Source organism: Paraburkholderia tropica (genome assembly GCF_900109265.1).
GTDB classification, from domain to species: Bacteria; Pseudomonadota; Gammaproteobacteria; order Burkholderiales; family Burkholderiaceae; genus Paraburkholderia; species Paraburkholderia tropica.
In genome coordinates this window covers 499891-521618 of sequence record NZ_FNZM01000001.1, presented here as the reverse complement: position 1 = coordinate 521618, position 21728 = coordinate 499891, and the positions used below count along the sequence as shown (strand labels likewise).

Here is a 21728-nt window from a genome sequence, read left to right as displayed (position 1 = left end):
CGCCCACGCATTCATTCACGACGACTCAGAGGAAGACCGCCATGACGGCAGCAACGCAATTCGACCAGGTTTCCGTAATCCGCAAGGCCAACGTGTACTTCGACGGCAAGTGCGTCTCGCACACGGTGCTGTTCGCGGACGGCACGCGCAAGACGCTCGGCGTGATCCTGCCTGGCCAGCTGAACTTCGGCACCGACGCGCCCGAGCTGATGGAAGTGCAAGCCGGCAAGTGCCGCATCCGTCTGGACGGCAGCGACGAATGGAAGACGTACGCGGCGGGCGAATCGTTCTCGGTGCCGGGCAAGAGCCGCTTCGACATCGACGTGGTCGAAACGCTCGATTACTGCTGCAGCTATCTGTGAATGCAGTGAGCGTGTAAGCGCGCCGCGCTCAGACCAGAACGCCCGCCGTGCCTTGCGCACGGCGGGCGTTTTTCATGGTTCGCAATCACGCGCCCAGATCCGCCAGCGGATGATCCTCCGCGCGCCACGGCGAGGCGAGAAAATGCTGCACGCGCGGCTCGCGCAAGTCGGCGAGCGTCGCGGGCGACCAGTGCGGCGTGCGGTCCTTGTCGACGAGATGCGCGCGCACGCCCTCGCAGAAGTCGCCCTCCTCGATCGCGCGCACGACGATGCCCAGCTCCATGCGAAAGCTCTCCGCGAGCGTCGCATGACGGCCTCGCAGCAGCGCCTCGCGCGTGACTTCGAGCATCGTCGGCGAATAGTGCGTGAGCGCGTCGAGCGTGGCTTCGCGCCAGGCGCATGCGTCACCGGGCGGCGCGCCTTCGAGATCGGCCCGCAGCGAAGCGACCATCTCGCTAACGCGCGCGTGCGGCTCGAAATGCCGCGCGATCAGCGGCTCCCGCGCGGCGAGCGGACTCGCAATCGCGTCGTGACCTGACGTCTCGAACACCTGCCGCAGCCCGTCGTACACCCCGCCGTCGAACGACACCTGCGCGAGCCGCGCCTCGTAGCCGTCGAGCCAGTCGCCCGGCACGCAGACATCGGCGAGATGCAGATGCAGCGCGTCGGCGCCATTGAGCAGCGCGCCGGTGAGCCCCACATACAGCTCCATGTGCGCGGGCATGCGAGCGAGAAAATGCGTCGCGCCCACGTCGGGCAACAGGCCGATGCGCGTCTCCGGCATCGCGATCTTCGTACGCGTGGTCGCCACGCGCAGCGACGCCGCCTGACCGAGCCCCATGCCGCCGCCCATCGTCACGCCGTCGAGCAGCGCGACGACCGGTTTGTCGAAAGTATGCAGCGCGTAATCGAGCCGGTATTCGTCGACGAAAAACTGCTGCCAGCCCTGTTCGCCGAGCCGCTCGCCCGCGCGTGCGAGCCGGTCGATCGCGCGCACGTCGCCGCCCGCGCAAAAGCCCTTCGGACCCGCGCCTTCGAGCACGAGCGCGACGACCTCGGGATCGCGACGCACGCGTTCGAGCAGCACGGCCAGCTCGCGCACCATCGCGTGCGAAAGCGCGTTGAGCGCGGCGGGACGATTGAGCGTGACGATCGCGACGCGATTGACCACGCGAATCAGTACGTCGCTTTGTTCAGGCGATAGGGCTTCCGTTTGCGCGGACGTTCCCACCGCTGCGTGCCGCACGGCTTCCGGTCGTGCATTCATGACTTAACTCTCCATTTCACTGTGCCAGCGCGGTTTGCGCTTCTCGAGAAAGGCGTTCACGCCCTCGCGCTGATTGGGCGAATCGAACAGATCGACGAAACGCTCGCGCTCGACCGCCAGCGCCGCGCCGCGCGGCACGCCGTTGCGCGCCTGATGGATCAGCGCCTTGCTCGACGTGACCGCGTGCGGACTCAGCCCGGCAACGCGCGCCGCCATCGCGAGCGCGGCCTCGCGCGCGCCGCCCTGCGGCACGACTTCTTCGACGAGACCGATGCGCAGCGCCGTGGCCGCATCCACGCGCTCGCCCGTGAGAATGATGCGCTTGGCCCAGCCTTCGCCGACGAGCCAGGGCAGCGTCTGCGTGCCGCATCCGCACGGCAGCAAACCCACGGCGGGCTCGGGCAGCGCGAGTTGCGCCTGTTCTTCTGCCACGCGGATATCGCACGCCAGCGCGCATTCGAGCCCGCCGCCCATCGCATAGCCGTTGATCGCCGCGATGGTCACCGCGCGCGCGTTTTGCAGCGTTTCGAACGCCGCGCCGAACGCCGTGGCCGCCGTGCGCGCGGCTTCGCGGTCGCCATCGGCGAAAGCGTTCAGATCGGCGCCCGCGCTGAAAAACTTCGGCCCGCTGCCGGTGATGACGATGGCGCGCACCTGCGCCTCGCGGTCGAACGCTTCAATGACCTGCTGAAGCTGACGCAAGCCATCGACGGTGAAGGCGTTCGCGGGCGCGCGCGTGAGCGTGACGAGCGCAACCGCGCCCTCGTGCACGTATTCGAATTCGATCATGGCGTGACTCCGTGCAGGCGCGGACCTAGCCGCGCAGTTCGGGGAAATCCTCTTCCCAGTATTCGTCGGGCTGGCGCGCGGTGTCGGGCGTGCGATCCATCTCGCGGCGACGCAGTTCGACGCGGCGGATCTTGCCCGAAATCGTCTTCGGCAGATCGCTGAATTGCAGCCGGCGAATGCGCTTGTACGGCGCGAGTTTCTCGCGCGAAAAACGGAACACTTCGCGCGCGAGATCGGGGCCGATCTCGTAGCCCTGACGCACGATCACGAACGCCTTCGGCACCGAGAGACGCAGTTCGTCGGGGCTCGGCACGACGGCCGCTTCGGCAATCGCTTCGTGCTCGATCAGCACGCTTTCGAGCTCGAACGGACTGAGCCGGTAATCGGACGATTTGAACACGTCGTCGGCGCGACCGACGTAGACGTAGTAGCCGTTTTCGGCGCGCATCGCCACGTCGGACGTGTGGTAGTAACCGTTGCGCATGGCGTACTCGCTCGCCGTCGCGTTGTTCGCGTAGCCGGTCATCAGGCCGAGCGGACGCAGCGTCGAATCCGGCCCGAGCGGCAGCGCGATTTCGCCTTCGTTCACGGGCTGATCGTCGGGATCGACGAGTTCGACGCGATAGCCCGGCAGTGGCCGCCCCATCGAGCCGGCCACCACGGGCTGGCCCGGCGAATTGCCGATCTGGCAGGTGGTTTCGGTCTGGCCGTAGCCGTCGCGGATCGTGATGTTCCAGGCGTGACGCACGCGCTCGATGATCTCGGGATTGAGCGGCTCGCCCGCCCCGACGATCTCCCGCAGCTTCACCGGATAGCTCGCGAGCGGCTCCTGAACGAGCATGCGCCACACGGTCGGCGGCGCGCACAGCGTGGTCACGCCGCATTGCACGATCGCGTTGAGCGTCTCTTTCGGCACGAAGCGCGCGTAGTTGTAGACGAACACGCAGGCCTGCGCATTCCACGGCGCGAAGAAGCAGCTCCACGCGTGTTTGGCCCAGCCTGGCGAGCTGATGTTCCAGTGCACGTCGCCGGGCACGAGGCCGATCCAGTACATCGTCGACAGATGGCCGACCGGATAGCTCTGATGCGTGTGCTCGACGAGCTTCGGCTTCGAGGTCGTGCCGGACGTGAAATAGAGCAGCATCGGATCGCTCGCGCGCGTCGGGCCGTCGGGCACGAACGCGGCGCTGGCCGCATAGGCGCGCGACAGATCGATCCACGGCGCGCCGACGTCCGGCGCGCCCACCGCGATGCGCTTCACGTTCGCGTCCAGCGTGTCGAACTTCGCGAGTTCCGCCGCATCGACCACGACGTATTGCGCGCCGCCCGCCTCCACGCGCTCGCGCACGTCGTCGGGCGAGAGCTGCGTGGTGGCGGGCAACACCACGGCACCGAGCTTCATCGCCGCGAGCATGACGTCCCAGAGTTCGACGCGGTTCGGCAGCATCAGCAACAGACGATCGCCGCGTCCCACGCCCTGCTCGCGCAGGAAATTCGCCACGCGCGCCGAGCGTTCGGCCATCTGCGCATACGAATACTGCGTGCCGCCGCTTGCGAGATCGTCGACGATCCAGAGCGCCGGATTCGCGTTGCCGCGCGCGATCACGTCGAAGTAATCGAGCGCCCAGTTGAAGGTGTCGAGCTTCGGCCACGCGAATTCCGCGTAAGCGCGCGCGTAGTCGGTGCGGTGACGCTGCAGCAGATCGCGTGCGTCGATGAAGGCCTGCGCGGAAGGGGTGAACCCGGTCATCGTCGTCTCCAGTTGCTATCGTTATTTATTTAGCCATCCTTTCCATCTTCAAAGCTGCCGCGCGATCACCATGCGCTGCACTTCGCTCGTGCCTTCGTAAATCTGCGTGATGCGCGCGTCGCGGTAATGACGCTCGACCGGATAGTCGTTGAGAAAACCGTAGCCGCCGTGAATCTGAATGGCGTGCGAGCACACTTCTTCGGCCATTTCCGAGGCGTAGAGCTTGGCTTGCGACGCCTCCGACAAACACGGCTTGCCGAGCGTGCGCAGACGCGCCGCGTGATGCACGAGATGGCGCGCGGCGTTGAGGCGCGTATGCATGTCCGCCAGCATGTTGGCCACGCTCTGATGCTTGATGAGCGGCTCGCCGAACTGCACGCGTTCGTGCGCATAGGCGCGCGCCGCATCGAAGGCCGCGCGCGCGATGCCGAGCGCCTGCGCCGCGATGCCGATGCGCCCGCCTTCGAGATTCGACAGCGCGATTTTCAGGCCCTCGCCGCGCTGGCCGAGCAGGTTCGCTTCGGGAATCGCGCAATCGGTGAAGGTGATCGGACAGGTGTCCGAGGCGCGAATGCCCATCTTCTTTTCGGGCGGCCCGACGTTGAAACCGGGCGTATCCGTGGGCACGACGAACGCGGAAATGCCGCGCTTGCCCGCGTCCGGGTCGGTGACCGCGAACACGATCGCGAGGCTCGCGCGCGCGCCGTTGGTCACGAACTGCTTGTTGCCGTTGAGCACCCACTGGCCGTCGCGCAGCTCGGCGCGCGTGCGCAGATTGTTCGCCTCGGAACCGGCCTGCGGCTCGGTCAGGCAGAACGCGCCGATCATCTCGCCGCTCGCGAGCTTCGCGAGCCAGCGGTCCTTCTGCGCGTCGGTGCCGTACTGGAGGATCGGCCCGCAGCCCACTGAGTTGTGCACGCTCATGAGCGTGGCGCACGAGGCGCAGCCGGCGGCGATCTCTTCCATCGCCAGCGCGTAGGCCACGTAATCGGTGTACGAACCGCCCTGCTCCTGCGGCACGATCATGCCGAGCAAACCCAGTTCGCCCAGTTGCGCGACGACGTCGTCGGGCAGCTTGCCGTCGCGGTCCCATTGCGCCGCGTGGGGCGCGAGGCGCTCGGTCGCGAAATCGCGCGCGGCGTCGCGGATCATGCGCTGATCTTCGGTGTAGAACTCGTCCATGTTTGTCCCCTTCATGTCTCGTGCCGTGCGGCGCGTGGCGCGCATCGGCGTCGCTCACAGCCTCGTTGCCACTGTGGCCCCGGCTGCGCACCACTGCAAGGCTCGCGAAAAGTTTAGGCATCGGCGCACCGGCATTCGATGCCCGCCACGATCAAACTGACTGAGCGGATTTACCATATCGTCTGCGACAACCCCACCGGAGGCCAGTCCTTGCAGTCAGGGAAAACCAGCAGAGTGAGCGAGAAAGGCACGATCGCGATGAGTCTCGTCAACGAGACGCTGGCGCTCGCGCGCGCCCAGGGGCTCGATGTGTCGCCGGTGCTCGACGCGGCGGGTATCGGCGCGGACCTGCTCGACGCGCCGCGCGCCCGCGTGAGCGCGGCGCAATACGGCGCGCTGTGGTCGGGCATCGCGCGCGCGCTCGACGACGAATTCTTCGGCCAGGACACGCACGCCATGAAAAGCGGCAGCTTCGTCGCCATGACGCACGCGGCGCTCGGCGCACGCACGGGCCGCCAGGCGCTGCAGCGCGCCGTCCACTTCATGCGCCTCGTGCTCGACGACCTCGCGGGCGAGATCGACATCGACGCCACGCGCGTGCGCGTCACGCTCGTCCATCGCGCGGGCACGCGGCCGCCCGCGATGTTCGCGTACGCGACGTGGTTCATCCTCGTCTACGGCTTGCTGAGCTGGCTGGTCGGGCGGCGCATTCCGGTGGTGGCGGCGCGCTTTCGCTGCGCGCCGCCCGCGAACGCGCACGAATACCAGTCGATGATCTGCGACGACATCGGCTTCGATCAAGCCGGGTCGTGGTTCGACCTCGCGCCCGCGTTTCTCGACCTGCCGGTGATCCAGACCGCCGGTTCCGCGCGCGCGTTTCTGCGCAACGCGCCGGGCAATTTCGTCGTCAAGTATCGCAATCCGGGCGCGTTCGCGGCGCGCGTGCGGCGGGCGCTGCGCGCCCTGCCCGTGAGCGCGTGGCCGGACGCCGACGCCATCGCGCGGCTGCTCAACGTCGCGCCCGCGACGCTGCGGCGGCGGCTGCATCAGGAAGGCCACAGCTGCCAGACGATCAAGGACGAACTGCGCCGCGACCTCGCGCTCGCGGCGCTGCAAGACCCCGCGCGCGCGGTCGCCGACGTGGCGGCCGCCGTCGGCTTCGCCGAGCCGAGCGCCTTTCACCGCGCCTTCCGCAAGTGGACCGGCATGCGTCCCGGCGAATACCGCCAATCGCGCGAACGCGCCGCGGGGCGGGGCTGAATCCATGCACGCGGCATAACACACAGACTCAATCGCACCTTTCGATTATCGGGATACCGTCTATACTTTTAAGGGTTATCCCTAATACGAAAGGCTTCATCATGAACACCGTCACACGTGCCGCGGTCGGCGTATTCGCCGCCGCGTGCTGCTTCGCTTCGCTGCCGGCCTCGGCGCAGAGCTACAACCCCGCGCAGCCGATGACACGCGCGCAGGTGCGCGCGGATCTCGCCGAGTGGCGCGCCGCGGGCTACGATCCGCTCGACTGGATCGACTACCCCGAAAACGCGCAACGCGCGGGTGCCATCGTCGCGCAACGCCGCGCGGCGCACGCAGCGGGCGTCATGCCGCAATCGGCGCAGTAAGCAAGCGCCCGGAAGAAAACAGGAGCAGGCGCGCCGCCGCACGCGCGCGCCGGACCCGCTCCCGGCGGGTATGACGGTCTGCCCCTCAAAGGCCGACCGGCGCGTGAAATTTGTGTCCGGAATCGTTGATTTCGCGACTGCCGTGCGATCGCGTTTGTCCGCGCGCACCGCCTGACGATCTTCACCGCATGACGCGCCAATACCCGCCGGTACGCGACGACACGCTCCGACGCGCTCCGATACACGCGGACCCCGACCCGTTTCCCCCGCCGCACGGAAGTTGCGCGCGCATCCCTTTCTATCCTTACAGCACGCACTGTTGCAGCGCTTCCACGCGTTTCGTAAACGCATTGCTGCGCGGCGCGGACAATTGTTTACAATCCCGCCCGTAACCGCTTCAACCACACGATCCGCGCGATCCGGACGCGCCCCGCCGCCCGTCCGCCGACGCCGATCCCAACAACAAATCAACCGCTCGATTCTCAAGGGCCAACCTTCATGGACGCCATCAAACGCTATTTCGGCTTCGAAGAGGCAGGCACGAACCTGCGCACCGAAGTGCTCGCCGGCATCACCACCTTCCTCACGATGGCCTACATCATCTTCGTGAACCCGGCGATTCTCGGCGACGCCGGCATGCCGAAGGAATCGGTGTTCGTCGCCACCTGCCTCGTCGCGGCGCTCGCGTCGATCGTCATGGGCCTGTACGCGAACTATCCGATCGCACTCGCGCCCGGCATGGGCCTGAACGCGTACTTCGCGTACGCGGTGGTCAAGGGGATGGGCTTCACGTGGCAAGCCGCGCTCGGCGCCGTGTTCATCTCGGGCTGCCTGTTCTTCATCGTCACGCTGCTGCGCGTGCGCGAGGCGATCATCAACGGGATTCCGCACTCGCTGCGGGTGGCGATCACCTCGGGTATCGGCCTGTTCCTCGCGATCATTTCGCTGAAGACCTCGGGCGTGATCGTCGGCAATCCGGCCACGCTGGTCTCGCTCGGCAATCTGCACGACCCGCACACGATTCTCGCGATCATCGGCTTCTTCGTGATCGTGACGCTCGACGTGCTCAAGGTGCGCGGCGCGATCCTGATCGGCATCGTGGGCGTGACGGTTCTGTCGTTCTTCTTCGGCGGCAACCAGTTCCACGGCATCTTCTCGGCGCCGCCCTCGATCGCGCCGACCTTCCTGCAACTCGACATCAAGGGCGCGCTCTCGACCGGCATCCTGAACGTCGTGCTGGTGTTCTTCCTCGTCGAACTGTTCGACGCGACCGGCACGCTGATGGGCGTCGCGAACCGCGCGGGCCTGCTCGTGCACGGCAAGATGCACCGTCTGAACCGCGCGCTGCTCGCGGACAGCACCGCGATTCTCGCGGGTTCGGTGCTCGGCACCTCGTCGACGACGGCGTACATCGAAAGCGCCTCGGGCGTGCAGGCGGGCGGCCGCACGGGCATGACCGCGCTGACCGTGGCCGTGCTGTTCCTCGCCTGCCTGTTCGTCGCGCCGCTCGCGGGCGTGGTGCCCGCCTACGCAACCGCGCCGGCGCTGCTCTACGTTTCGTGCCTGATGCTGCGCGAACTCGCCGACCTGCCCTGGGACGACGCCACCGAAGTCGTGCCCGCCGCGCTCACCGCGCTGGCGATGCCGTTCACGTACTCGATCGCCAATGGCGTCGCGTTCGGCTTCATCTCGTACGCGGGCCTGAAGCTGCTGACGGGCCGTCTGCGCGACGTGCGCCTGATCGTCTGGATCATCGCGGCGGTGTTCCTGTTCCGCTACTTCTACCTCGGCGGCGAATAACGCTGATGACACCGGCGACGCGGGCCCGGTCAGCCGCGTAACGCGCGGCGGCTGTTGCACGTGTTCAGCGCGAAACGAAACGGGCGGCCTCGGGGCCGCCCGTTTCGCGTTTACGTCCGCGCGGCGCGGCGCTTAGAGACCACTCGCCGGTAGCCACATCAAGCTAAACGGTCATGCAGCCGCACGCCATCGCGCTGGCTACTTATCATAGGGAATTCACACCAGAACGATCCCCGCACAAAGGAGCCGCCCGTGGCCAGTTACCCCGCCGCCGCCGAACGCTATTCGAAGCCCGCCATCTTCTTTCACTGGGTCATTTTCCTGCTCGTCGCACTGGCCTATCTGGCGATCGAAATACGCGGCCCGAAAGGCTCGGACAGCCGCGCGTTCTGGAGCAACGTGCACTTCTGGTGCGGCACGCTGGTACTCGCGCTCGCCGTGCTGCGGCTCCTGTGGCGGCTCTGGCACGGCGCGCCGCAAGACATCGACTCGAATCGCGTGCTCACCTTCCTCTCGCGGCTCGTGCATCTGGCGCTCTATCTGTTTATCTTCGTGCAGCCGCTGCTCGGCATTCTGATGATCAACGCCGGCGGCCGCCCGGTCACGCTTGCGGGCATCGACCTGCAGATCGTGCTCGTGGGCGCCGACCCCGTTGCGCGCCAGTTCCTGAAAGGTGCGCACGAACTCATCGGCAACGCGTTCTACTGGGTGATCGGCCTGCATGCACTCGCGGCCATCGCGCACCATCTGGTGTTCCGCGACAACACGCTGCGCCGCATGATCTGAGGCGGGGTCCGAAAACGGCCACGCGCCCGTCCGGCGGGCGCGTGGCGTAGTGAGTCGCCGGAACGTGATCTCCGGCGTTGCGCGTGGATTTCAGCGCATTATTCAGGCATCAATCAAACATCGAGCGCTCAAGACAGCATCCCGTGCGCCTGCACGAAACGCACGTAGCCGCTGCGCAGCGTCAGGCACTGCGCGCGGGTTTCCGAGAGCAGCCGGCGCGCGACCGCCTCGATGTTCTCGCGATGATGGTCGAAGGCGTCGAGCATGTCCTCGGCGCGCGTCGACGCCGCGCCGTAGTGATCCTCGAGCGCCGCCGCCGTGATCGTACATTCGACCCTCTCCCCATCGATCATCGCCGGAAACGCCAACGTCAGTGCGCGTCCCGAGTACTCAGGGACTTCATTCGGAAACTGGATCTGCATGGGAATGCCTCAGGTTGAGAGGGTCTGCGGGCCGCGCCATCGTCACGCTACGTTGCTCCTCCACGGCTTGCGCGCGGGTCAAAACACCGACCGCCGCGGGTGCCGTCTTGCGCGACACGTTTGCGGCGGTTGATTGGATTCACTGTAGGACACTTCCTGCGGCCTGCAAGGTCGACTTTGTCACACGGGCGAAACCTTCGTCGCGGCCCGATTCTTGCCGCTGCCGCTGCGAGCGTTGGCGCGTGCAGCATCGCATTCAGGATCGCGTCGGGTTGCACGCGCACACGCCCGCTCCCGCGCCGGCTCCGTGCGGGCGCATGCTGCATCGCAACGATCGTCGCGCGCCAGTGCAACGTGACGACTCGCAACGTCACGACTCGCGATGCTGGCGATGCTCGATCTCGAGATCCTTCGGATGCACGGTCAGCATGGCGACGAACACGGCGATGCCGCCCCCGACCGTCGCCATGCCGTAGACCACGAAGTCGTGCCTGTCGAAGAGCAGACCGTGAATCGCTGCCGCGAGACCCGCCAGCGCGACGAAGACGGCGAGCGCCGCCACCAGGATCCTGAATTCGCCATAGACCATGACGCACTCCCCTAGGGAGCCGCGACGGCCCGACATCCATCCGCCCACCACCCGCTGCGCCGCCGCCGGAACGCGCGCGAGACGCATCCCTTCCTTTATCCTGGCACTCGCGCGCATAAAGGCAAGCAGTGGCAAACAGCAGCAAGCAGCGACAAGCGGCGCGTGCGGGCCGCGCTCCCCTCGGCACAAACCGGCCATCCCTATGCGCCGAAACGCCCGGATTCGCCCCGATGTGGCGCGCGCGCGCCTTCCTGTACCATGAGGCGAGGCATCACGGCGCGCGCCGGCTTGTTGCGGCGCAGCGCAGCCACACAAGATTGGAGACACGAGTGACCCGACGCCCCTCCGTCACCGTCAAGCCGCCCGAGGCGGCGCGCGCGGACACGATCGCCCAGGCGCATGCGCGCTCGCTGGCGCTCGGCCTGCGCGCGGGCGAAGCGCCCGACTTCCAGCCGCTCGGCGGCGCGGACCTGCGCGACCTGCTCGACGCGAATCGCACGCTCTACCATCAGGCGCGGCCCGTGATGGACGCGCTGCACGCGCAGATCGTCGATACCGAAAGCATGGTGGTGCTCACCGACCGCAACGGCGTGATCCTGCACAGTCTCGGCGATACCGATTTCGTCGAGAAAGCGCGGCGCGTGGCGCTGCGTCCGGGCGTCTCGTGGGCGGAGCGCGACCGCGGCACCAACGCGATCGGCACGGCGCTCGTCGACGCCCAGCCGACCATCGTCCATGCGGGCGAGCACTTCCTGCGCGCGAACCACATCCTCACCTGCTCGTGCGCGCCGATCGCCGATCCGTGGGGCCGCACGCTCGGTGCGCTCGACGTGAGCGGCGAATCGCGCGGCTTTCACAAGCACACGCTCGCGCTCGTGCGGATGTCGGCGCAAATGATCGAGAACCATCTGTTCAACATCGAGTTCGCCGATGCCGTGCGGCTGCAATTTCATGCGCGCGCGGAGTTCATCGGCACGCTCTATGAAGGCCTCGCCGCCTTCGCGCAGGACGGCACGCTGCTGTGCGCGAACCGCAGTGCGCTGTTCCAGTTCGGCTCGCCGCTCGCCACCCTGCAATCGCGCGGCTTCGACGCGCTGTTCGGCCAGCCCTTCGCCGCTTTCATGCAGCAGCTCGCCCGCGCGCGTGGCGAGCCCGTCACGCTCACGCTGCCGAGCGGCGTGCGCGTGGTCGCGCGTGGCACGTTGGGCGCTTCGGCGTTCGGCGCGCCGTCGTTCGGCCAGTCCGCAAGCGCGTCGAACCCCGCGCAGGCCGCACAAGCCGCGCGCGATATCGCACGGCCCGCGCCCGCGAGCGCACGCGTCGCCGAAACGGCCTGGCAGCCGACGCTCGCCGATCTCGACAGCGGCGACGCGCGCGTGTCCGCCGTGCTTCAACGCGTCGCGCGCGTGCGCGGCCGCGACATCGCCGTGCTCGTGCTCGGCCGCACCGGCACCGGCAAGGAATGGCTCGCACGGGCGCTGCATCAGGATTCGCCGCGGCGCGACGCGCCCTTCGTCGCGCTCAATTGCGCGGCGCTGCCCGACTCGCTGATCGAAGCCGAACTGTTCGGTTACGAGGAAGGCGCGTTCACCGGCGCGCGGCGGCGCGGCAGTCCCGGCAAGATCGTGCAGGCGCACGGCGGCACGCTGTTTCTCGATGAAATCGGCGACATGCCGCTCGCCCAGCAAGTGCGCCTGATGCGCGTGCTGCAGGAGCGCGCGGTCGTGCCGCTCGGCGGGGCGCGGGCGGTGCCGGTCGATCTGCGCATCGTCTGCGCGACGCACCGCGATCTGCGCGCGATGATCGCCGAAGGCAGCTTCCGCGAAGATCTCTATTACCGCATCAACGGGCTCGCCGTGACGCTGCCGCCGCTCGCCGAGCGCAGCGATCTCGACGCGCTCATCGCCCGCGTGCTCGCGCGCGTGCGCGCCGAGGCACCCGACGCGCCCACGCGCCTGACACCTGCCGTGCGCGCGTGTTTCGCGCGCTGCCGCTGGCCGGGCAATCTGCGCCAGCTCGCCAATGTGCTGCGCACGGCCGCGATTCTCGCCGAGGGCGAAGACGCCATCGACATCGTGCATCTGCCCGAGGATCTGCTTGCCGATTGCGCGTCTGAGTCTGGGTCTGGGTCTGGGTCTGGGTCTGCTTCGGAGTCGGAGTCGGAGTCGGAGTCGGAGTCGGAGTCGGTACGAACATCCGTCCACGCCGATGAATCCGCGCATCGCCGCCATGCGCACGCACAAGACACGCGCGACGACAACGGCGACGCGCGCCCCGAACGTCTGGCCGACTGGCAAGCGCATCTGATCGACGACGCGCTGTCGCGCCACAGCGGCAACGTGTCCGCCGCGGCGCGCGAGCTCGGGCTCGCGCGCAATACCGTCTACCGGCACCTGCGGCGGCGCTAGCCGCGCGCGTGCAGCGATACCGGTATTCGCGCGCCGCCAGGGTAAGCTTCGCGACAACGCTTTTCCCCCGCGCGACATGGCCTCCGCCCAGGAACTCAAACGCTACCGGCGCAATCTCGCCGACGAACTCGACAGCGCCGCCGTCTACGACACGCTCAGCGCCTGCGAGCAGGACACGCGGCGGCGCGCGATCTACGCCGAACTCGCCGCCTCCGAACGCGAACACGCCGACATCTGGCGCAGCAAGCTCGCAGCCAACGGCGTGCGGGTGCGCACGCATCGGCGCAGCGCGAAGACGCGGCTGTTGCAGACGCTCACGCGTGCGTTCGGACCGTCGCTCGTCCTGCCGACGGTGGCCGCCGCCGAGTACGCCGACCGCGACCGCTACGCGCGCGAACCCGGCGCCGAAACGCTCTCCGCGCAGGAGCAGGAACACGCGGCCATCGTGCAATCGATCGTCGAGAGCAAAGGCGCACGCGGCGCGCGCGGCCGCACGAAAGGCGAGCAGATCGCGGCGGCCGAGTCGTGGCACAAAGGCGCGACGCGCGGCAACGACCTGCGCGCGGCAGTGCTGGGCGCGAACGACGGACTCGTCTCGAACTTCTGCCTGATCATGGGCGTCGCGGGCGCGGGCAGCGCGAGCCGCACGATCCTGCTGACGGGACTCGCCGGACTCGTGGCGGGCGCGTGCTCGATGGCGCTCGGCGAATGGCTCTCGGTGACGAACGCGCGCGAGCTGGCGCGCACGCAGCTCGCGAGGGAAGCCGACGAACTCGAACACACGCCCGACGCCGAGCGTCACGAACTCGCACTGATCTACCAGGCCAAGGGCGTGGACGCCGACGAGGCGCGCCGCGTCGCCGCCCAGATCATGCGCGACAAGGACGAAGCGCTCGACACGCTCGCGCGCGAGGAACTCGGCATCGATCCGAAGGAACTGGGCGGCAATCCGTGGTCGGCAGCGGCGGTGTCGTTCTGCCTGTTTTCGCTCGGCGCGGCGTTTCCCACGGCGGCGTTTCTGTGGGCGCACGGCACGGCGGCCATCGTGCAGAGCGTGGCGCTGAGCGCGCTCGGGCTGGCGGCCGTCGGCGTGTTCACCTCGCTGTTCAATGGGCGCAGCGCGGCGTTTTCCGCATCGCGGCAAATCGTGATCGGTCTCGCCGCCGCCGCGTTCACGGCGGGCGCGGGGCGTCTGCTCGGCGTATCGATATCATGAGCGCCGACAACAACCCGCGTGGCTTCGCGCAGGAGACCGAAGCATCGACAGCACCGGAACGTGAACCTCAACACGAAGTCACGCCCGTGCCGGCTGTATCGACAATACCGGTCGTGCGCGTGGAACCGCTCGGCGCGACCTTCGAAGCGCCGCCCGAACTGACACTGCTGGAAGCCGCTTCGTTCGCGGGCATTCGCCTGCCGCGTCTGTGCCGCAACGGCACGTGCCGCACGTGTCTGTGCCGCATCGTCAGCGGCGAGATCCGCTACACGATCGAATGGCCGGGCTTGTCGCGCGAGGAAAAGGCGCAGGGCGACGTGCTGACCTGCGTGGCCGTCGCGCTCACCGACCTCGTGCTCGACGTGCCCGACGCCGAATTGGCCTGAATCAGGCCGCTTTGGCCGGATTTCGCCCTTTTTGCGCGCTGTTATCCACTTCCGCGCCGATTATTCCGATTCATGAAAAAAACCGGCCCGCGATTCGAGATCGCGGGCCGGTTTCTGTGTACGTGGCGAAAGCGCTTCGCCTGACGGCTTATTGACCGCCGAAGTACACCGATTGCGGACCTTTGCGCGCGGCTTCGGAGACGTAGCCCGCACCGGCCATCGACGTGCTGCTCACGCCGCCGTACGCGCTGTTGCCCTGCGTGACGGGCGCGGCGACCGTGGCGGCGCCGGCGTTCTGGTTACGGCTGGTCTGCTGGAATTCGACGAGCTGCGCGCGCACCTGATCACGCGTGAGACCCTGTTCAGACTGTGCAAACGCGGCCAGCGGCGCGGCGAAGGCAGTGGCGATGACAACGGCTTGAATGAGCGACTTCATGATGACCTCCGGATTGTTGGAATCGCCCGGCATGTCGCGGCACCAGGGCCGGCATCGAGCGTTGAGTGGATTCTAGGCAAGCGCCAGTTCCGGATATATGGCGAATCAGGCGATTTCCAGTTGCGGATTTCGCAATAATCCCGCGCGCGATGCGAAATGATCTGACACCTAAACAATGCGCCGTTTTAAGCGATCGCCGAAATAATCAGACGAATTGCCGGGACGATTGTTGTCGCCAGGAGAACACTGAATTCGTTTGGTAGGTATTTACCCTAGGCTCACGGTCGCCTACATTGTCGCCATGGGTCAAGGCGTCGCGCCGGCCCGCTAAAAAAGAACCGGAGGTCATCGTTATGAAGTCGCTTCTCAAGGCCGCAATCATCGCCGCCATCGTCGCCGCCCCGGCGGTTTCGTTCGCCCAGTCGCAACAACCCGTCACGCGCGCTCAAGTCCGCGCCGAACTCGCGCAACTGCGCGCAGCGGGCTACGATCCGAGCGACTGGATGCACTATCCGGAAAACATTCAGGCTGCCGAAGCCAAGATCGCTGCCGAAAAGGCCAACACGGCTTACGGTCCGTCGACCGCCGGCACGTCGCAGTCGGGTCAGTAAGTTTTGACGCGCGGTCGCTGACAGGTCAGGCAGCGCGCCGCGTCCAGATGTGAATCAGGCCCGCCGCTCTTTTGAGCGGCGGGCCTGATTTTTTTCGGACGATACTTAGAGATTAGAGACAGCGGTTTGCCGGCGTCACAGCCTGGCGAGGCTTCCCGAAATTCCCGAGGTGTGCCTCTAAAAGCCCGTCGGCTTAACGATGACCACCGCCTCCGCCGCCATGACCGCCGCCGCCACCGTGGCCGCCTCCCCCACCACCACCGTGGCCACCGCCACCGCCGCCGCCGGGCGGACCCCACTGACCGCCGTGTCCTCCGGGACCACCTGGCCCGCGCCCGCCGCCGGGGCCGCCATGCCAGCCGCCCGGGGGCGGTCCGCCATGCGGCCCACGCGGGCCGCCGTGCCAGCCGCCGCCACGGTAGTAATCACCGCCGCCGCCCCAGATGCCGATATTCACGCTGCCATAAGCCGGCGCCGCATACCCCGGCGCGTAGCCGTAGTCGTAATAGCCGGGCTGGCCGTAGCCGTATCCATAGTCGTAACCGGGCGCCACGGCGCACCCCGCGAGCAGGGCGACGGCGCCCACCATCAGCGCATATTTAAGCATGACCGAATCTCCTTTCCATATGTAAGAAAGTGGAATCAGTCTTAAGTTCTCGCTGAATTGTGAGCGCGCATTACGGGTGTAACCGCGCGACGCGAAGCATCAATTGCGGCGGCCGAACGCGTCGTTGATCTTGCGATCGGTTTGATACTGGCTCAGCGAATACACGGCCCAGATGGCCGCCGGAATCCAGCCGATCAGCGTGATCTGCAGGATCAGGCAGATGATGCCCGCGAGCGGACGGCCAATCGTGAAGAACAGCAACCAGGGCAAGACCAGAGCAATCAGTAGACGCATCGTGAGCGGACCTCGTGTGGTGTGAAAAAAGTGCGTTCAGTTGACGGGCGCGAAGCGCGGCACGAGCGCGCCATCGACTTCGACCAGCTCGAAAAACACGGATTCGGGCCGCGTCCAGATCGTGCCGTTCGCGGCGCGATACACGATCATCGTGACCGACGGATCGGACTCGAGCGTCGCTTCGCAAACCAGTTCGTAAATGCCGCCTTTGTAGTGCCGGTAGCGCACCATCGTCATGTTCCTTTTTCGTCGATGTACTTCGATTGCGCCGTCACGTTCGCGGCGCGATCGGCGTAGTGTATCAATGGAACGCGCGCACGTAGCGCGACGCCTTGCGGCGCACGCAAGATCCCACGCCGCGAACTTCATCCCGGTTAATACGTAGTCCAGATAAATTATCGACGACGGCGATTAGTTCGCGGTCAATGCGCTCGGCCAGGCGCCGGTGCCGGCCTTCTCACCGTGCCGAACCGGGCGCCGTATGTGGGCATCGACCTCGCGCGCCGGCCGGCCGCCGCGCGGGCGATCGTAGCGGATCTGGAGCGGCTCAAACGCGCACGCGACCAGAAAAAATAACCGGCGTGACGGCGGCGAGCCTGCGCATCGACGCAAAAAAACCAGCACGAGATTATTTTGACGCGCTGGCAGCGGTCTTTTTGTCGTGCGATAACCACTTAATCGCCACACTCGCCGGAGCCATCGCGATGGCCACGCTCGAAGCTTTCCGCACCGTACTCGACGATCCGCATACCCCCGAGATCATCCGCAATCACATTATCGATTCGCTGCAATATGCGCTGCGCAATCACGGCCAGATCTTCGCTTCGAAAGAAGTCGAATGGCTTGCCACCTGGGACGACGCGCGTATTCCGCTCGCCGCGACCAAGGAATTGAACCGGCGCGTGGCCGAAACGCGCTAAGCGCGTTCATTGCTCATGCGCTAAGCGCGTTCGTTGCTCATGCGCTGAGCGCGCCTCTGCGACGCGCCGGGCGCGCGGCCGCTACGGCGCCAGCCCGGCGAACACTGCCTTCAGGTCGAGGCCCGCGCGCGCACGCGCCTGCTTCACCACCCGCGCCTCGATTTCCGCCAGATGCTCGCGCATGGTCGCGAGCGCCGCCTCGCGCTCGCCCGCTTCGAGCGCGGCGATGATCTGCGCGTGCTCGTCGGGCGCGCAGGTGGTGGCCTTGTTCGGATCGAACAGCGCCTTGTACAGCTCCGTCTTCGCGACGAGCTGCGCCAGCGCGGCTACCAGTGCCGCGCCGCCCGCGATCTCCGTCAGCACCAGATGAAACTGGCCCGCGAGGCGCACCGCTTCGTCCACGCGGCCGTCGCGCAGCGCCTTCTTTTCGCTGCGCACGTGGGCGGCAAGCGCGCGGCGCGCACGCGCATCGAGCGCGCCGCACAGGCTCGTCACCACGCCCGCCTCCACCACCTGCCGCGCGCGAAACGCCGCGCGAATATCGTCCTCGGACGGCGACGGCACGAACGCCCCGCGATTCGGTTCCATCACGAGCTTGCCTTCGTAGCCCAGCCGCGCGAGCACCTTGCGCAGCGCGCCGCGCGTGCAGCCGAACGCCGCCGCGAGCTCGCGCTCGACGAGCTGCTGGCCCGGCGAGAGCTTGCCTTGCAGCAGCGCCGAATTGATCGACGCGTAGACGAGGGCTTCGACGTCGTCGGATTCGTCGTCGGTCTGGGGCGGGAGGGGCGGCGTGATCGAGCGGGTTCGGGATGCCATGAGCGTGGGTGCGATTTGACTTGCGGACAGGATCAGGCCGCATTGTAGCGACGCGCGCCCCCGGACGAAACCAGGCGGCGCATGGCCGTTGCGTGATACCCGGGATAGCCGGGAAGATCAGATTGTTGACAATCAATCTGTATAATGGTCAACCAAATATAGCAGATAAGGTTGACCGCATGACACTTCGCCAGGACCCTTCCCGCGCCTCGCCGCCCCACGCCGACGGAAAAGCCGCCCTCGTCTGGTACGCGACCATCGTCGCGATCGGCCTGAATCTGCGGCCCTTGCTCACGTCGATCAGCCCCCTCATGGCGACGATCCGGCACGACACCGCGCTGTCGTTCTCGGGCGCCTCGCTGCTCACGAGCCTGCCCGTGGTGGCGATGGGACTCGGCGCGTTCGGCACCGGCTGGCTCGCGCGCCGGCTCGGCGAAACGCGCGGCGTGGCGCTCGGCCTCGTCGCGATTGCGGCGGCAGTCGGGGCGCGCGCGGTCGCGGCGTCGGGCGTCGCGCTCATGCTCACCGCCGTGGCGGCGGGCGCGGGCGTCGCGGCCATCCAGGCGCTGCTGCCCGCCGTCATGAAGCAGCGTTTCGCGCACCGCGTGCCGCTCGCGATGGGCCTCTTTTCCGCGTCGATCATGGGCGGCGGCGGCCTCGGCGCGAGCCTCAGCCCGCTCGTCGCACGCGCGGGCGCGTCGTGGCACGGCGCACTCGCGATCTGGGCGCTGCCCGCCGTGGCGGCGCTCGGCCTGTGGCTCGGAATCAATCGCGGCAAAGGGGCGAACCGCGCGCAAGCGGCGGCGCACGCAAGCACGCAAAACCACGCCCACGTGCCGGTCTGGCGCAAGCGCCGCGCATGGACGCTCGGGCTGCATTTCGGCCTCGTCAACGGCGGCTATACGAGCCTCGTCGCGTGGCTGCCCGCGTATTACCAGCAGCATGGCGCAAGCGTCGAGGCAAGCGGCTCGCTGCTCGCCGCCATGACGGTCTTCCAGGCCGCCAGCGCGCTGCTGCTGCCGCTCGCGGCCGCCCGTTTCACCGACCGACGTCCCTGGCTGATCGCCGGGCTCTGCGCACAGTGGATCGGCGTGGCCGGTCTCGCGGCCTGGCCCGAGGCCGCGCCGCTGCTGTGGGTCGCGGCGGCGGGCGCGGGCCTCGGCGGCACCTTCTCCGTCACGCTCGTCACCGCGCTCGATCATTCGGGCGATCACCGCATCGCGGCTCGCCTCGTCGCGTTCGTGCAGGGGCTCGGCTTCGTGATCGCCGCGCTCGCGCCGCTCGTGGCCGGACGCGTGCGCGACCTGAGCGGCAGCTTCACGGCCGCGTGGGTCATGCTCGCCGTCTCCATCACCGCGATGATCGTGCTCACGCTCGCGTTCTCGCCGCGCAGTTATGGGCGATGGCTCGGCATCCACGGACCGGGCGCGCTCGACGCAGCCTGATCTCTCTGCCTGGCCCGGCGGCGCAAACGCACCCAAAAATCGCGAAAAAATACCTTGCACCGCCGCGCCCGCGCGCTCGGCGTATCCGCGCAACAGCGACGCGCGCATTTGCCTCAAACGTTTGCATTCACCGCTGTACGAATGTACAGTGCGTGCAGCCGGCCATCCGTGCCGCCCGGTTGCCGTACCGGGCACCGCCGCCTTCGGGCGTGCCCGCCAGCCCGCGCTTTGCGGGCCGGTGCGGTCGGCGGGGCAGTTCATCAAAACGGAGATCACGACGTGCGATTCATCTTGACGGGGAGCTTGTTGTGCGCCCTCGCATCCACCGCGCTCGCTGGGGAACACTACATCGAGATCTGGAATCCGCCCGAGGCCCGCACGCCCGGGGCGCATCCCACGACGACCGACAAGAAAGGGCACGGGCATCACGGCGCGAAGCACAAGCTCGCCAATAACGACCGCCTCGGCACGCGCAAGGTCGCCGAACCGGCGCTGCGCGCCTCCGCGCCCACCGTACCCGTGCTGCCGGGCTCCACGCCCATGCTCACGAAGCCGGAACCGGGCACGCTGCCCGCCATTCCGCCGCAGATCGGCCCCGACGGCAACGTGCTGCAAGTTGGCTACGCGGTGTCCGCGCGTCGCGCGCAAAGCCCGCTGATGGCGCTGCCCACGGTGCAGGTCGCGCGTCCGTCGATGCAGGCCGCCACGCCGTCCGCCGCGCAATCCTCCGCCGCTTCGCGCGCGCCGCAGTAAAAGCCACCCGCGAAGCCACCCGCGCCGCCTCATTTCCTGGACGCAAAAAAAGCGGCCCCGCCACCTTGCGGTGCGGGGCCGAATCCCATGTCAAGGAGATGTCATGGAGGAGACGGTTTCATCGTACCGATGACCCGCTCGCGTCCCAACCAATGCTTTCGCATATGCATATCGCGCGCGTACCCCAGGTGCGAACCCGCCGCGACGGCATATGGTTAGAACAAAAAGTCGTTTCGCGCCGCGCGGCGCGCTCACTAAGATGACTGTTCCGGCCTGATTTAAGCCGCCCCAGCATCGGGCATCAGGCACCCGGCGAATGACCCGCGTTGCCGCGCGCCGTCATGCTTCGCACGCCCGCCCATCGCCATTTCGAGGAGCACCCCTTGAGCACTTCCGATTCCAGACACCGTCCGCTCGTGGTCGGCATTGGCGGCACGACGCGCGCCGCGTCGTCGACCGAGCGCGCGCTGGCCTTCGCGCTGCGCGGCGCGGAAGCCGCCGGCGCACGCACCCAGCTGTTCGACGGCACCTTCCTGCACAGCCTGCCGCACTACGCGCCCGAAAGCCCGACGCGCACCGACGCCCAGCTCCAGCTGATCGAAGCCGTGCGCGCCGCCGACGCCGTGATCATCGCGACGCCCGGCTATCACGGCGGCGTGTCCGGCCTCGTGAAGAACGCGCTCGATACGCTCGAAGAACTGCGCGGCGACGCGCGTCCGTATCTCGACGGCCGCGCGGTCGGCTGCATCGTGACCGCCTACGGCTGGCAGGCCGCCGGTTCGGTGCTGACCTCGCTGCGCTCGATCGTGCACGCGCTGCGCGGCTGGCCGACGCCGTTCGGCGCGGGCATCAACACGCTCGAAACGCGCTTCGAAAGCGCGCACGAATGCTCGGCCCCGAAGGTCGTCGATCAGCTCTCGACGGTCGGCCAGCAGGCCGCGCAATTCGCGCTCGCGTTCAATTCGCGCCACACGGCGTCGCAGACCGGTGCGGCCCTCGCCGCCGCCGCCGGATCGAGTTCGTCGACCCAGCCCGCACGCAACGAAGACCGCCTGAGCGTCGCCGTCTGAACGGCTGACCGGCGGAGCGTCTGACCACGCTCCGCCGACTGTCTGAAGCGTCCGCGCCGCGCGTGGACGCTTCCCGCTCCAATCTCCCCCGCCGGACTCGCCGCGCGCTGTGCGCGCCAGCGCACGTATGCACGCGCATTGCGTCGGTCATCCCACAGACGGCGCATTGTGGCGACCGCACATTGAAGCCGCAT

At 67.6% G+C, this 21728-nt stretch carries 24 protein-coding genes; 13 read left to right on the top strand and 11 right to left on the bottom strand.

From position 1 onward, the window contains the following. Positions 1 to 41 precede the first annotated feature (41 nt). Positions 42 to 362 carry a pyrimidine/purine nucleoside phosphorylase gene (gene ppnP / locus BMY06_RS02300; RefSeq protein ID WP_065057737.1) on the top strand — a complete coding sequence of 107 codons (321 nt, stop codon included), beginning with the start codon at positions 42 to 44 and terminating at the stop codon, positions 360 to 362. An 85-nt stretch (positions 363 to 447) separates the two neighbouring features. Here the strand turns inward: ppnP and BMY06_RS02295 are convergent, their stop codons facing one another. Genes BMY06_RS02295 through BMY06_RS02280 form a run of 4 tightly spaced genes read right to left on the bottom strand, consistent with a single transcriptional unit; the run spans position 448 to position 5350 of the window. After that, positions 448 to 1629: an enoyl-CoA hydratase/isomerase family protein gene (locus BMY06_RS02295; RefSeq protein ID WP_074981334.1), complete on the bottom strand. Its 1182-nt coding sequence runs from the start codon at positions 1627 to 1629 to the stop codon at positions 448 to 450. Positions 1630 to 1632: 3 nt separating this feature from the next. Then, positions 1633 to 2418 carry an enoyl-CoA hydratase gene (locus tag BMY06_RS02290; RefSeq protein ID WP_065057706.1) on the bottom strand — a complete coding sequence of 262 codons (786 nt, stop codon included), beginning with the start codon at positions 2416 to 2418 and terminating at the stop codon, positions 1633 to 1635. 25 nt (positions 2419 to 2443) lie between these two features. Continuing rightward, entirely contained in the window at positions 2444 to 4168 is a 1725-nt protein-coding gene (locus BMY06_RS02285; protein WP_074981332.1) for an AMP-binding protein, read from the bottom strand. 48 nt (positions 4169 to 4216) lie between these two features. Beyond that, the gene (locus BMY06_RS02280) at positions 4217 to 5350 is read right to left on the bottom strand and encodes an acyl-CoA dehydrogenase family protein (protein ID WP_065057704.1); all 1134 of its coding nucleotides are present in this window, start codon (positions 5348 to 5350) and stop codon (positions 4217 to 4219) included. A gap of 258 nt (positions 5351 to 5608) precedes the next feature. On the opposite strand from BMY06_RS02280, the gene BMY06_RS02275 reads away from it, so the two are divergent. From BMY06_RS02275 to BMY06_RS02260, 4 genes are all read left to right on the top strand, one after another. Then, the gene (locus BMY06_RS02275; RefSeq protein ID WP_074981403.1) at positions 5609 to 6610 is read left to right on the top strand and encodes an AraC family transcriptional regulator; all 1002 of its coding nucleotides are present in this window, start codon (positions 5609 to 5611) and stop codon (positions 6608 to 6610) included. Between the two features lie 101 nt (positions 6611 to 6711). Then, positions 6712 to 6975, top strand: a complete 264-nt coding sequence (locus BMY06_RS02270) for a DUF4148 domain-containing protein (protein ID WP_065057703.1) — start codon at positions 6712 to 6714, stop codon at positions 6973 to 6975. 498 nt (positions 6976 to 7473) lie between these two features. After that, positions 7474 to 8775, top strand: coding sequence for an NCS2 family permease (locus BMY06_RS02265; RefSeq protein ID WP_074981331.1), 1302 nt, complete (start codon positions 7474 to 7476; stop codon positions 8773 to 8775). Between the two features lie 252 nt (positions 8776 to 9027). Beyond that, positions 9028 to 9561 (top strand): cytochrome b, encoded by a 534-nt coding sequence (locus BMY06_RS02260; RefSeq protein WP_065057701.1) that lies wholly within the window; start codon positions 9028 to 9030, stop codon positions 9559 to 9561. Between the two features lie 128 nt (positions 9562 to 9689). On the opposite strand, the gene BMY06_RS02255 is transcribed toward BMY06_RS02260, so the two are convergent. Beyond that, positions 9690 to 9983, bottom strand: a complete 294-nt coding sequence (locus BMY06_RS02255) for a DUF1488 family protein (protein ID WP_074981329.1) — start codon at positions 9981 to 9983, stop codon at positions 9690 to 9692. 370 nt (positions 9984 to 10353) lie between these two features. Next, entirely contained in the window at positions 10354 to 10572 is a 219-nt protein-coding gene (locus BMY06_RS02250) for a DUF2964 family protein (RefSeq protein ID WP_065057699.1), read from the bottom strand. A 230-nt stretch (positions 10573 to 10802) separates the two neighbouring features. Here BMY06_RS02250 and BMY06_RS02245 point away from each other — a divergent pair, with 230 nt between their 5' ends. The 3 genes from BMY06_RS02245 (at position 10803) to BMY06_RS02235 (ending at position 14582) form a co-directional block, all read left to right on the top strand. Continuing rightward, on the top strand, positions 10803 to 12980 hold the full coding sequence (locus tag BMY06_RS02245) for a sigma-54-dependent Fis family transcriptional regulator (protein WP_124263339.1): 2178 nt from the start codon (positions 10803 to 10805) through the stop codon (positions 12978 to 12980). 76 nt (positions 12981 to 13056) lie between these two features. After that, complete coding sequence (locus BMY06_RS02240) at positions 13057 to 14196, top strand: VIT1/CCC1 transporter family protein (RefSeq protein WP_074981326.1); 1140 nt, start codon at positions 13057 to 13059, stop codon at positions 14194 to 14196. An 86-nt stretch (positions 14197 to 14282) separates the two neighbouring features. Continuing rightward, entirely contained in the window at positions 14283 to 14582 is a 300-nt protein-coding gene (locus BMY06_RS02235; protein WP_065057735.1) for a 2Fe-2S iron-sulfur cluster-binding protein, read from the top strand. A gap of 148 nt (positions 14583 to 14730) precedes the next feature. On the opposite strand, the gene BMY06_RS02230 is transcribed toward BMY06_RS02235, so the two are convergent. Continuing rightward, positions 14731 to 15018: a DUF4148 domain-containing protein gene (locus tag BMY06_RS02230; RefSeq protein ID WP_065057734.1), complete on the bottom strand. Its 288-nt coding sequence runs from the start codon at positions 15016 to 15018 to the stop codon at positions 14731 to 14733. Positions 15019 to 15371: 353 nt separating this feature from the next. Here BMY06_RS02230 and BMY06_RS02225 point away from each other — a divergent pair, with 353 nt between their 5' ends. Beyond that, the gene (locus tag BMY06_RS02225; protein WP_065057696.1) at positions 15372 to 15629 is read left to right on the top strand and encodes a DUF4148 domain-containing protein; all 258 of its coding nucleotides are present in this window, start codon (positions 15372 to 15374) and stop codon (positions 15627 to 15629) included. Between the two features lie 193 nt (positions 15630 to 15822). Here the strand turns inward: BMY06_RS02225 and BMY06_RS40055 are convergent, their stop codons facing one another. The 3 genes from BMY06_RS40055 to BMY06_RS02210 all read right to left on the bottom strand — a co-directional run bounded on the left by BMY06_RS40055 (position 15823) and on the right by BMY06_RS02210 (position 16761). Then, complete coding sequence (locus tag BMY06_RS40055; protein ID WP_183038889.1) at positions 15823 to 16236, bottom strand: hypothetical protein; 414 nt, start codon at positions 16234 to 16236, stop codon at positions 15823 to 15825. 99 nt (positions 16237 to 16335) lie between these two features. After that, complete coding sequence (locus BMY06_RS02215) at positions 16336 to 16530, bottom strand: YqaE/Pmp3 family membrane protein (RefSeq protein ID WP_065057694.1); 195 nt, start codon at positions 16528 to 16530, stop codon at positions 16336 to 16338. Positions 16531 to 16566: 36 nt separating this feature from the next. Beyond that, positions 16567 to 16761, bottom strand: a complete 195-nt coding sequence (locus BMY06_RS02210) for a DUF1653 domain-containing protein (RefSeq protein ID WP_373681580.1) — start codon at positions 16759 to 16761, stop codon at positions 16567 to 16569. Positions 16762 to 17234: 473 nt separating this feature from the next. On the opposite strand from BMY06_RS02210, the gene BMY06_RS02205 reads away from it, so the two are divergent. Continuing rightward, on the top strand, positions 17235 to 17450 hold the full coding sequence (locus BMY06_RS02205) for a hypothetical protein (protein WP_065057692.1): 216 nt from the start codon (positions 17235 to 17237) through the stop codon (positions 17448 to 17450). An 81-nt stretch (positions 17451 to 17531) separates the two neighbouring features. On the opposite strand, the gene BMY06_RS02200 is transcribed toward BMY06_RS02205, so the two are convergent. Then, a complete protein-coding gene (locus tag BMY06_RS02200; RefSeq protein ID WP_074981322.1) occupies positions 17532 to 18266 on the bottom strand; it encodes a GntR family transcriptional regulator in 735 nt (244 codons plus the stop codon). Positions 18267 to 18445: 179 nt separating this feature from the next. On the opposite strand from BMY06_RS02200, the gene BMY06_RS02195 reads away from it, so the two are divergent. From BMY06_RS02195 to BMY06_RS02185, 3 genes are all read left to right on the top strand, one after another. After that, complete coding sequence (locus BMY06_RS02195; protein WP_065057690.1) at positions 18446 to 19711, top strand: cyanate transporter; 1266 nt, start codon at positions 18446 to 18448, stop codon at positions 19709 to 19711. A 279-nt stretch (positions 19712 to 19990) separates the two neighbouring features. Next, positions 19991 to 20464: a hypothetical protein gene (locus BMY06_RS02190; RefSeq protein WP_124263377.1), complete on the top strand. Its 474-nt coding sequence runs from the start codon at positions 19991 to 19993 to the stop codon at positions 20462 to 20464. A gap of 341 nt (positions 20465 to 20805) precedes the next feature. Then, positions 20806 to 21534 carry an NADPH-dependent FMN reductase gene (locus BMY06_RS02185; protein WP_080180853.1) on the top strand — a complete coding sequence of 243 codons (729 nt, stop codon included), beginning with the start codon at positions 20806 to 20808 and terminating at the stop codon, positions 21532 to 21534. Positions 21535 to 21728 lie beyond the last annotated feature (194 nt).

Excerpts from the sequence above, each read along its gene's own strand:
- ppnP (WP_065057737.1), top strand. The coding sequence starts at position 42 with ATGACGGCAGCAACGCAATTCGACCAGGTTTCCGTAATCCGCAAGGCC.
- BMY06_RS02295 (WP_074981334.1), bottom strand. The coding sequence starts at position 1,629 with ATGAATGCACGACCGGAAGCCGTGCGGCACGCAGCGGTGGGAACGTCC.
- BMY06_RS02290 (WP_065057706.1), bottom strand. The coding sequence starts at position 2,418 with ATGATCGAATTCGAATACGTGCACGAGGGCGCGGTTGCGCTCGTCACG.
- BMY06_RS02285 (WP_074981332.1), bottom strand. The coding sequence starts at position 4,168 with ATGACCGGGTTCACCCCTTCCGCGCAGGCCTTCATCGACGCACGCGAT.
- BMY06_RS02280 (WP_065057704.1), bottom strand. The coding sequence starts at position 5,350 with ATGGACGAGTTCTACACCGAAGATCAGCGCATGATCCGCGACGCCGCG.
- BMY06_RS02275 (WP_074981403.1), top strand. The coding sequence starts at position 5,609 with ATGAGTCTCGTCAACGAGACGCTGGCGCTCGCGCGCGCCCAGGGGCTC.
- BMY06_RS02270 (WP_065057703.1), top strand. The coding sequence starts at position 6,712 with ATGAACACCGTCACACGTGCCGCGGTCGGCGTATTCGCCGCCGCGTGC.
- BMY06_RS02265 (WP_074981331.1), top strand. The coding sequence starts at position 7,474 with ATGGACGCCATCAAACGCTATTTCGGCTTCGAAGAGGCAGGCACGAAC.
- BMY06_RS02255 (WP_074981329.1), bottom strand. The coding sequence starts at position 9,983 with ATGCAGATCCAGTTTCCGAATGAAGTCCCTGAGTACTCGGGACGCGCA.
- BMY06_RS02250 (WP_065057699.1), bottom strand. The coding sequence starts at position 10,572 with ATGGTCTATGGCGAATTCAGGATCCTGGTGGCGGCGCTCGCCGTCTTC.
- BMY06_RS02245 (WP_124263339.1), top strand. The coding sequence starts at position 10,803 with ATGTGGCGCGCGCGCGCCTTCCTGTACCATGAGGCGAGGCATCACGGC.
- BMY06_RS02240 (WP_074981326.1), top strand. The coding sequence starts at position 13,057 with ATGGCCTCCGCCCAGGAACTCAAACGCTACCGGCGCAATCTCGCCGAC.
- BMY06_RS02230 (WP_065057734.1), bottom strand. The coding sequence starts at position 15,018 with ATGAAGTCGCTCATTCAAGCCGTTGTCATCGCCACTGCCTTCGCCGCG.
- BMY06_RS02225 (WP_065057696.1), top strand. The coding sequence starts at position 15,372 with ATGAAGTCGCTTCTCAAGGCCGCAATCATCGCCGCCATCGTCGCCGCC.
- BMY06_RS40055 (WP_183038889.1), bottom strand. The coding sequence starts at position 16,236 with ATGCTTAAATATGCGCTGATGGTGGGCGCCGTCGCCCTGCTCGCGGGG.
- BMY06_RS02215 (WP_065057694.1), bottom strand. The coding sequence starts at position 16,530 with ATGCGTCTACTGATTGCTCTGGTCTTGCCCTGGTTGCTGTTCTTCACG.
- BMY06_RS02210 (WP_373681580.1), bottom strand. The coding sequence starts at position 16,761 with ATGGTGCGCTACCGGCACTACAAAGGCGGCATTTACGAACTGGTTTGC.
- BMY06_RS02205 (WP_065057692.1), top strand. The coding sequence starts at position 17,235 with ATGGCCACGCTCGAAGCTTTCCGCACCGTACTCGACGATCCGCATACC.
- BMY06_RS02200 (WP_074981322.1), bottom strand. The coding sequence starts at position 18,266 with ATGGCATCCCGAACCCGCTCGATCACGCCGCCCCTCCCGCCCCAGACC.
- BMY06_RS02195 (WP_065057690.1), top strand. The coding sequence starts at position 18,446 with ATGACACTTCGCCAGGACCCTTCCCGCGCCTCGCCGCCCCACGCCGAC.
- BMY06_RS02185 (WP_080180853.1), top strand. The coding sequence starts at position 20,806 with ATGCTTCGCACGCCCGCCCATCGCCATTTCGAGGAGCACCCCTTGAGC.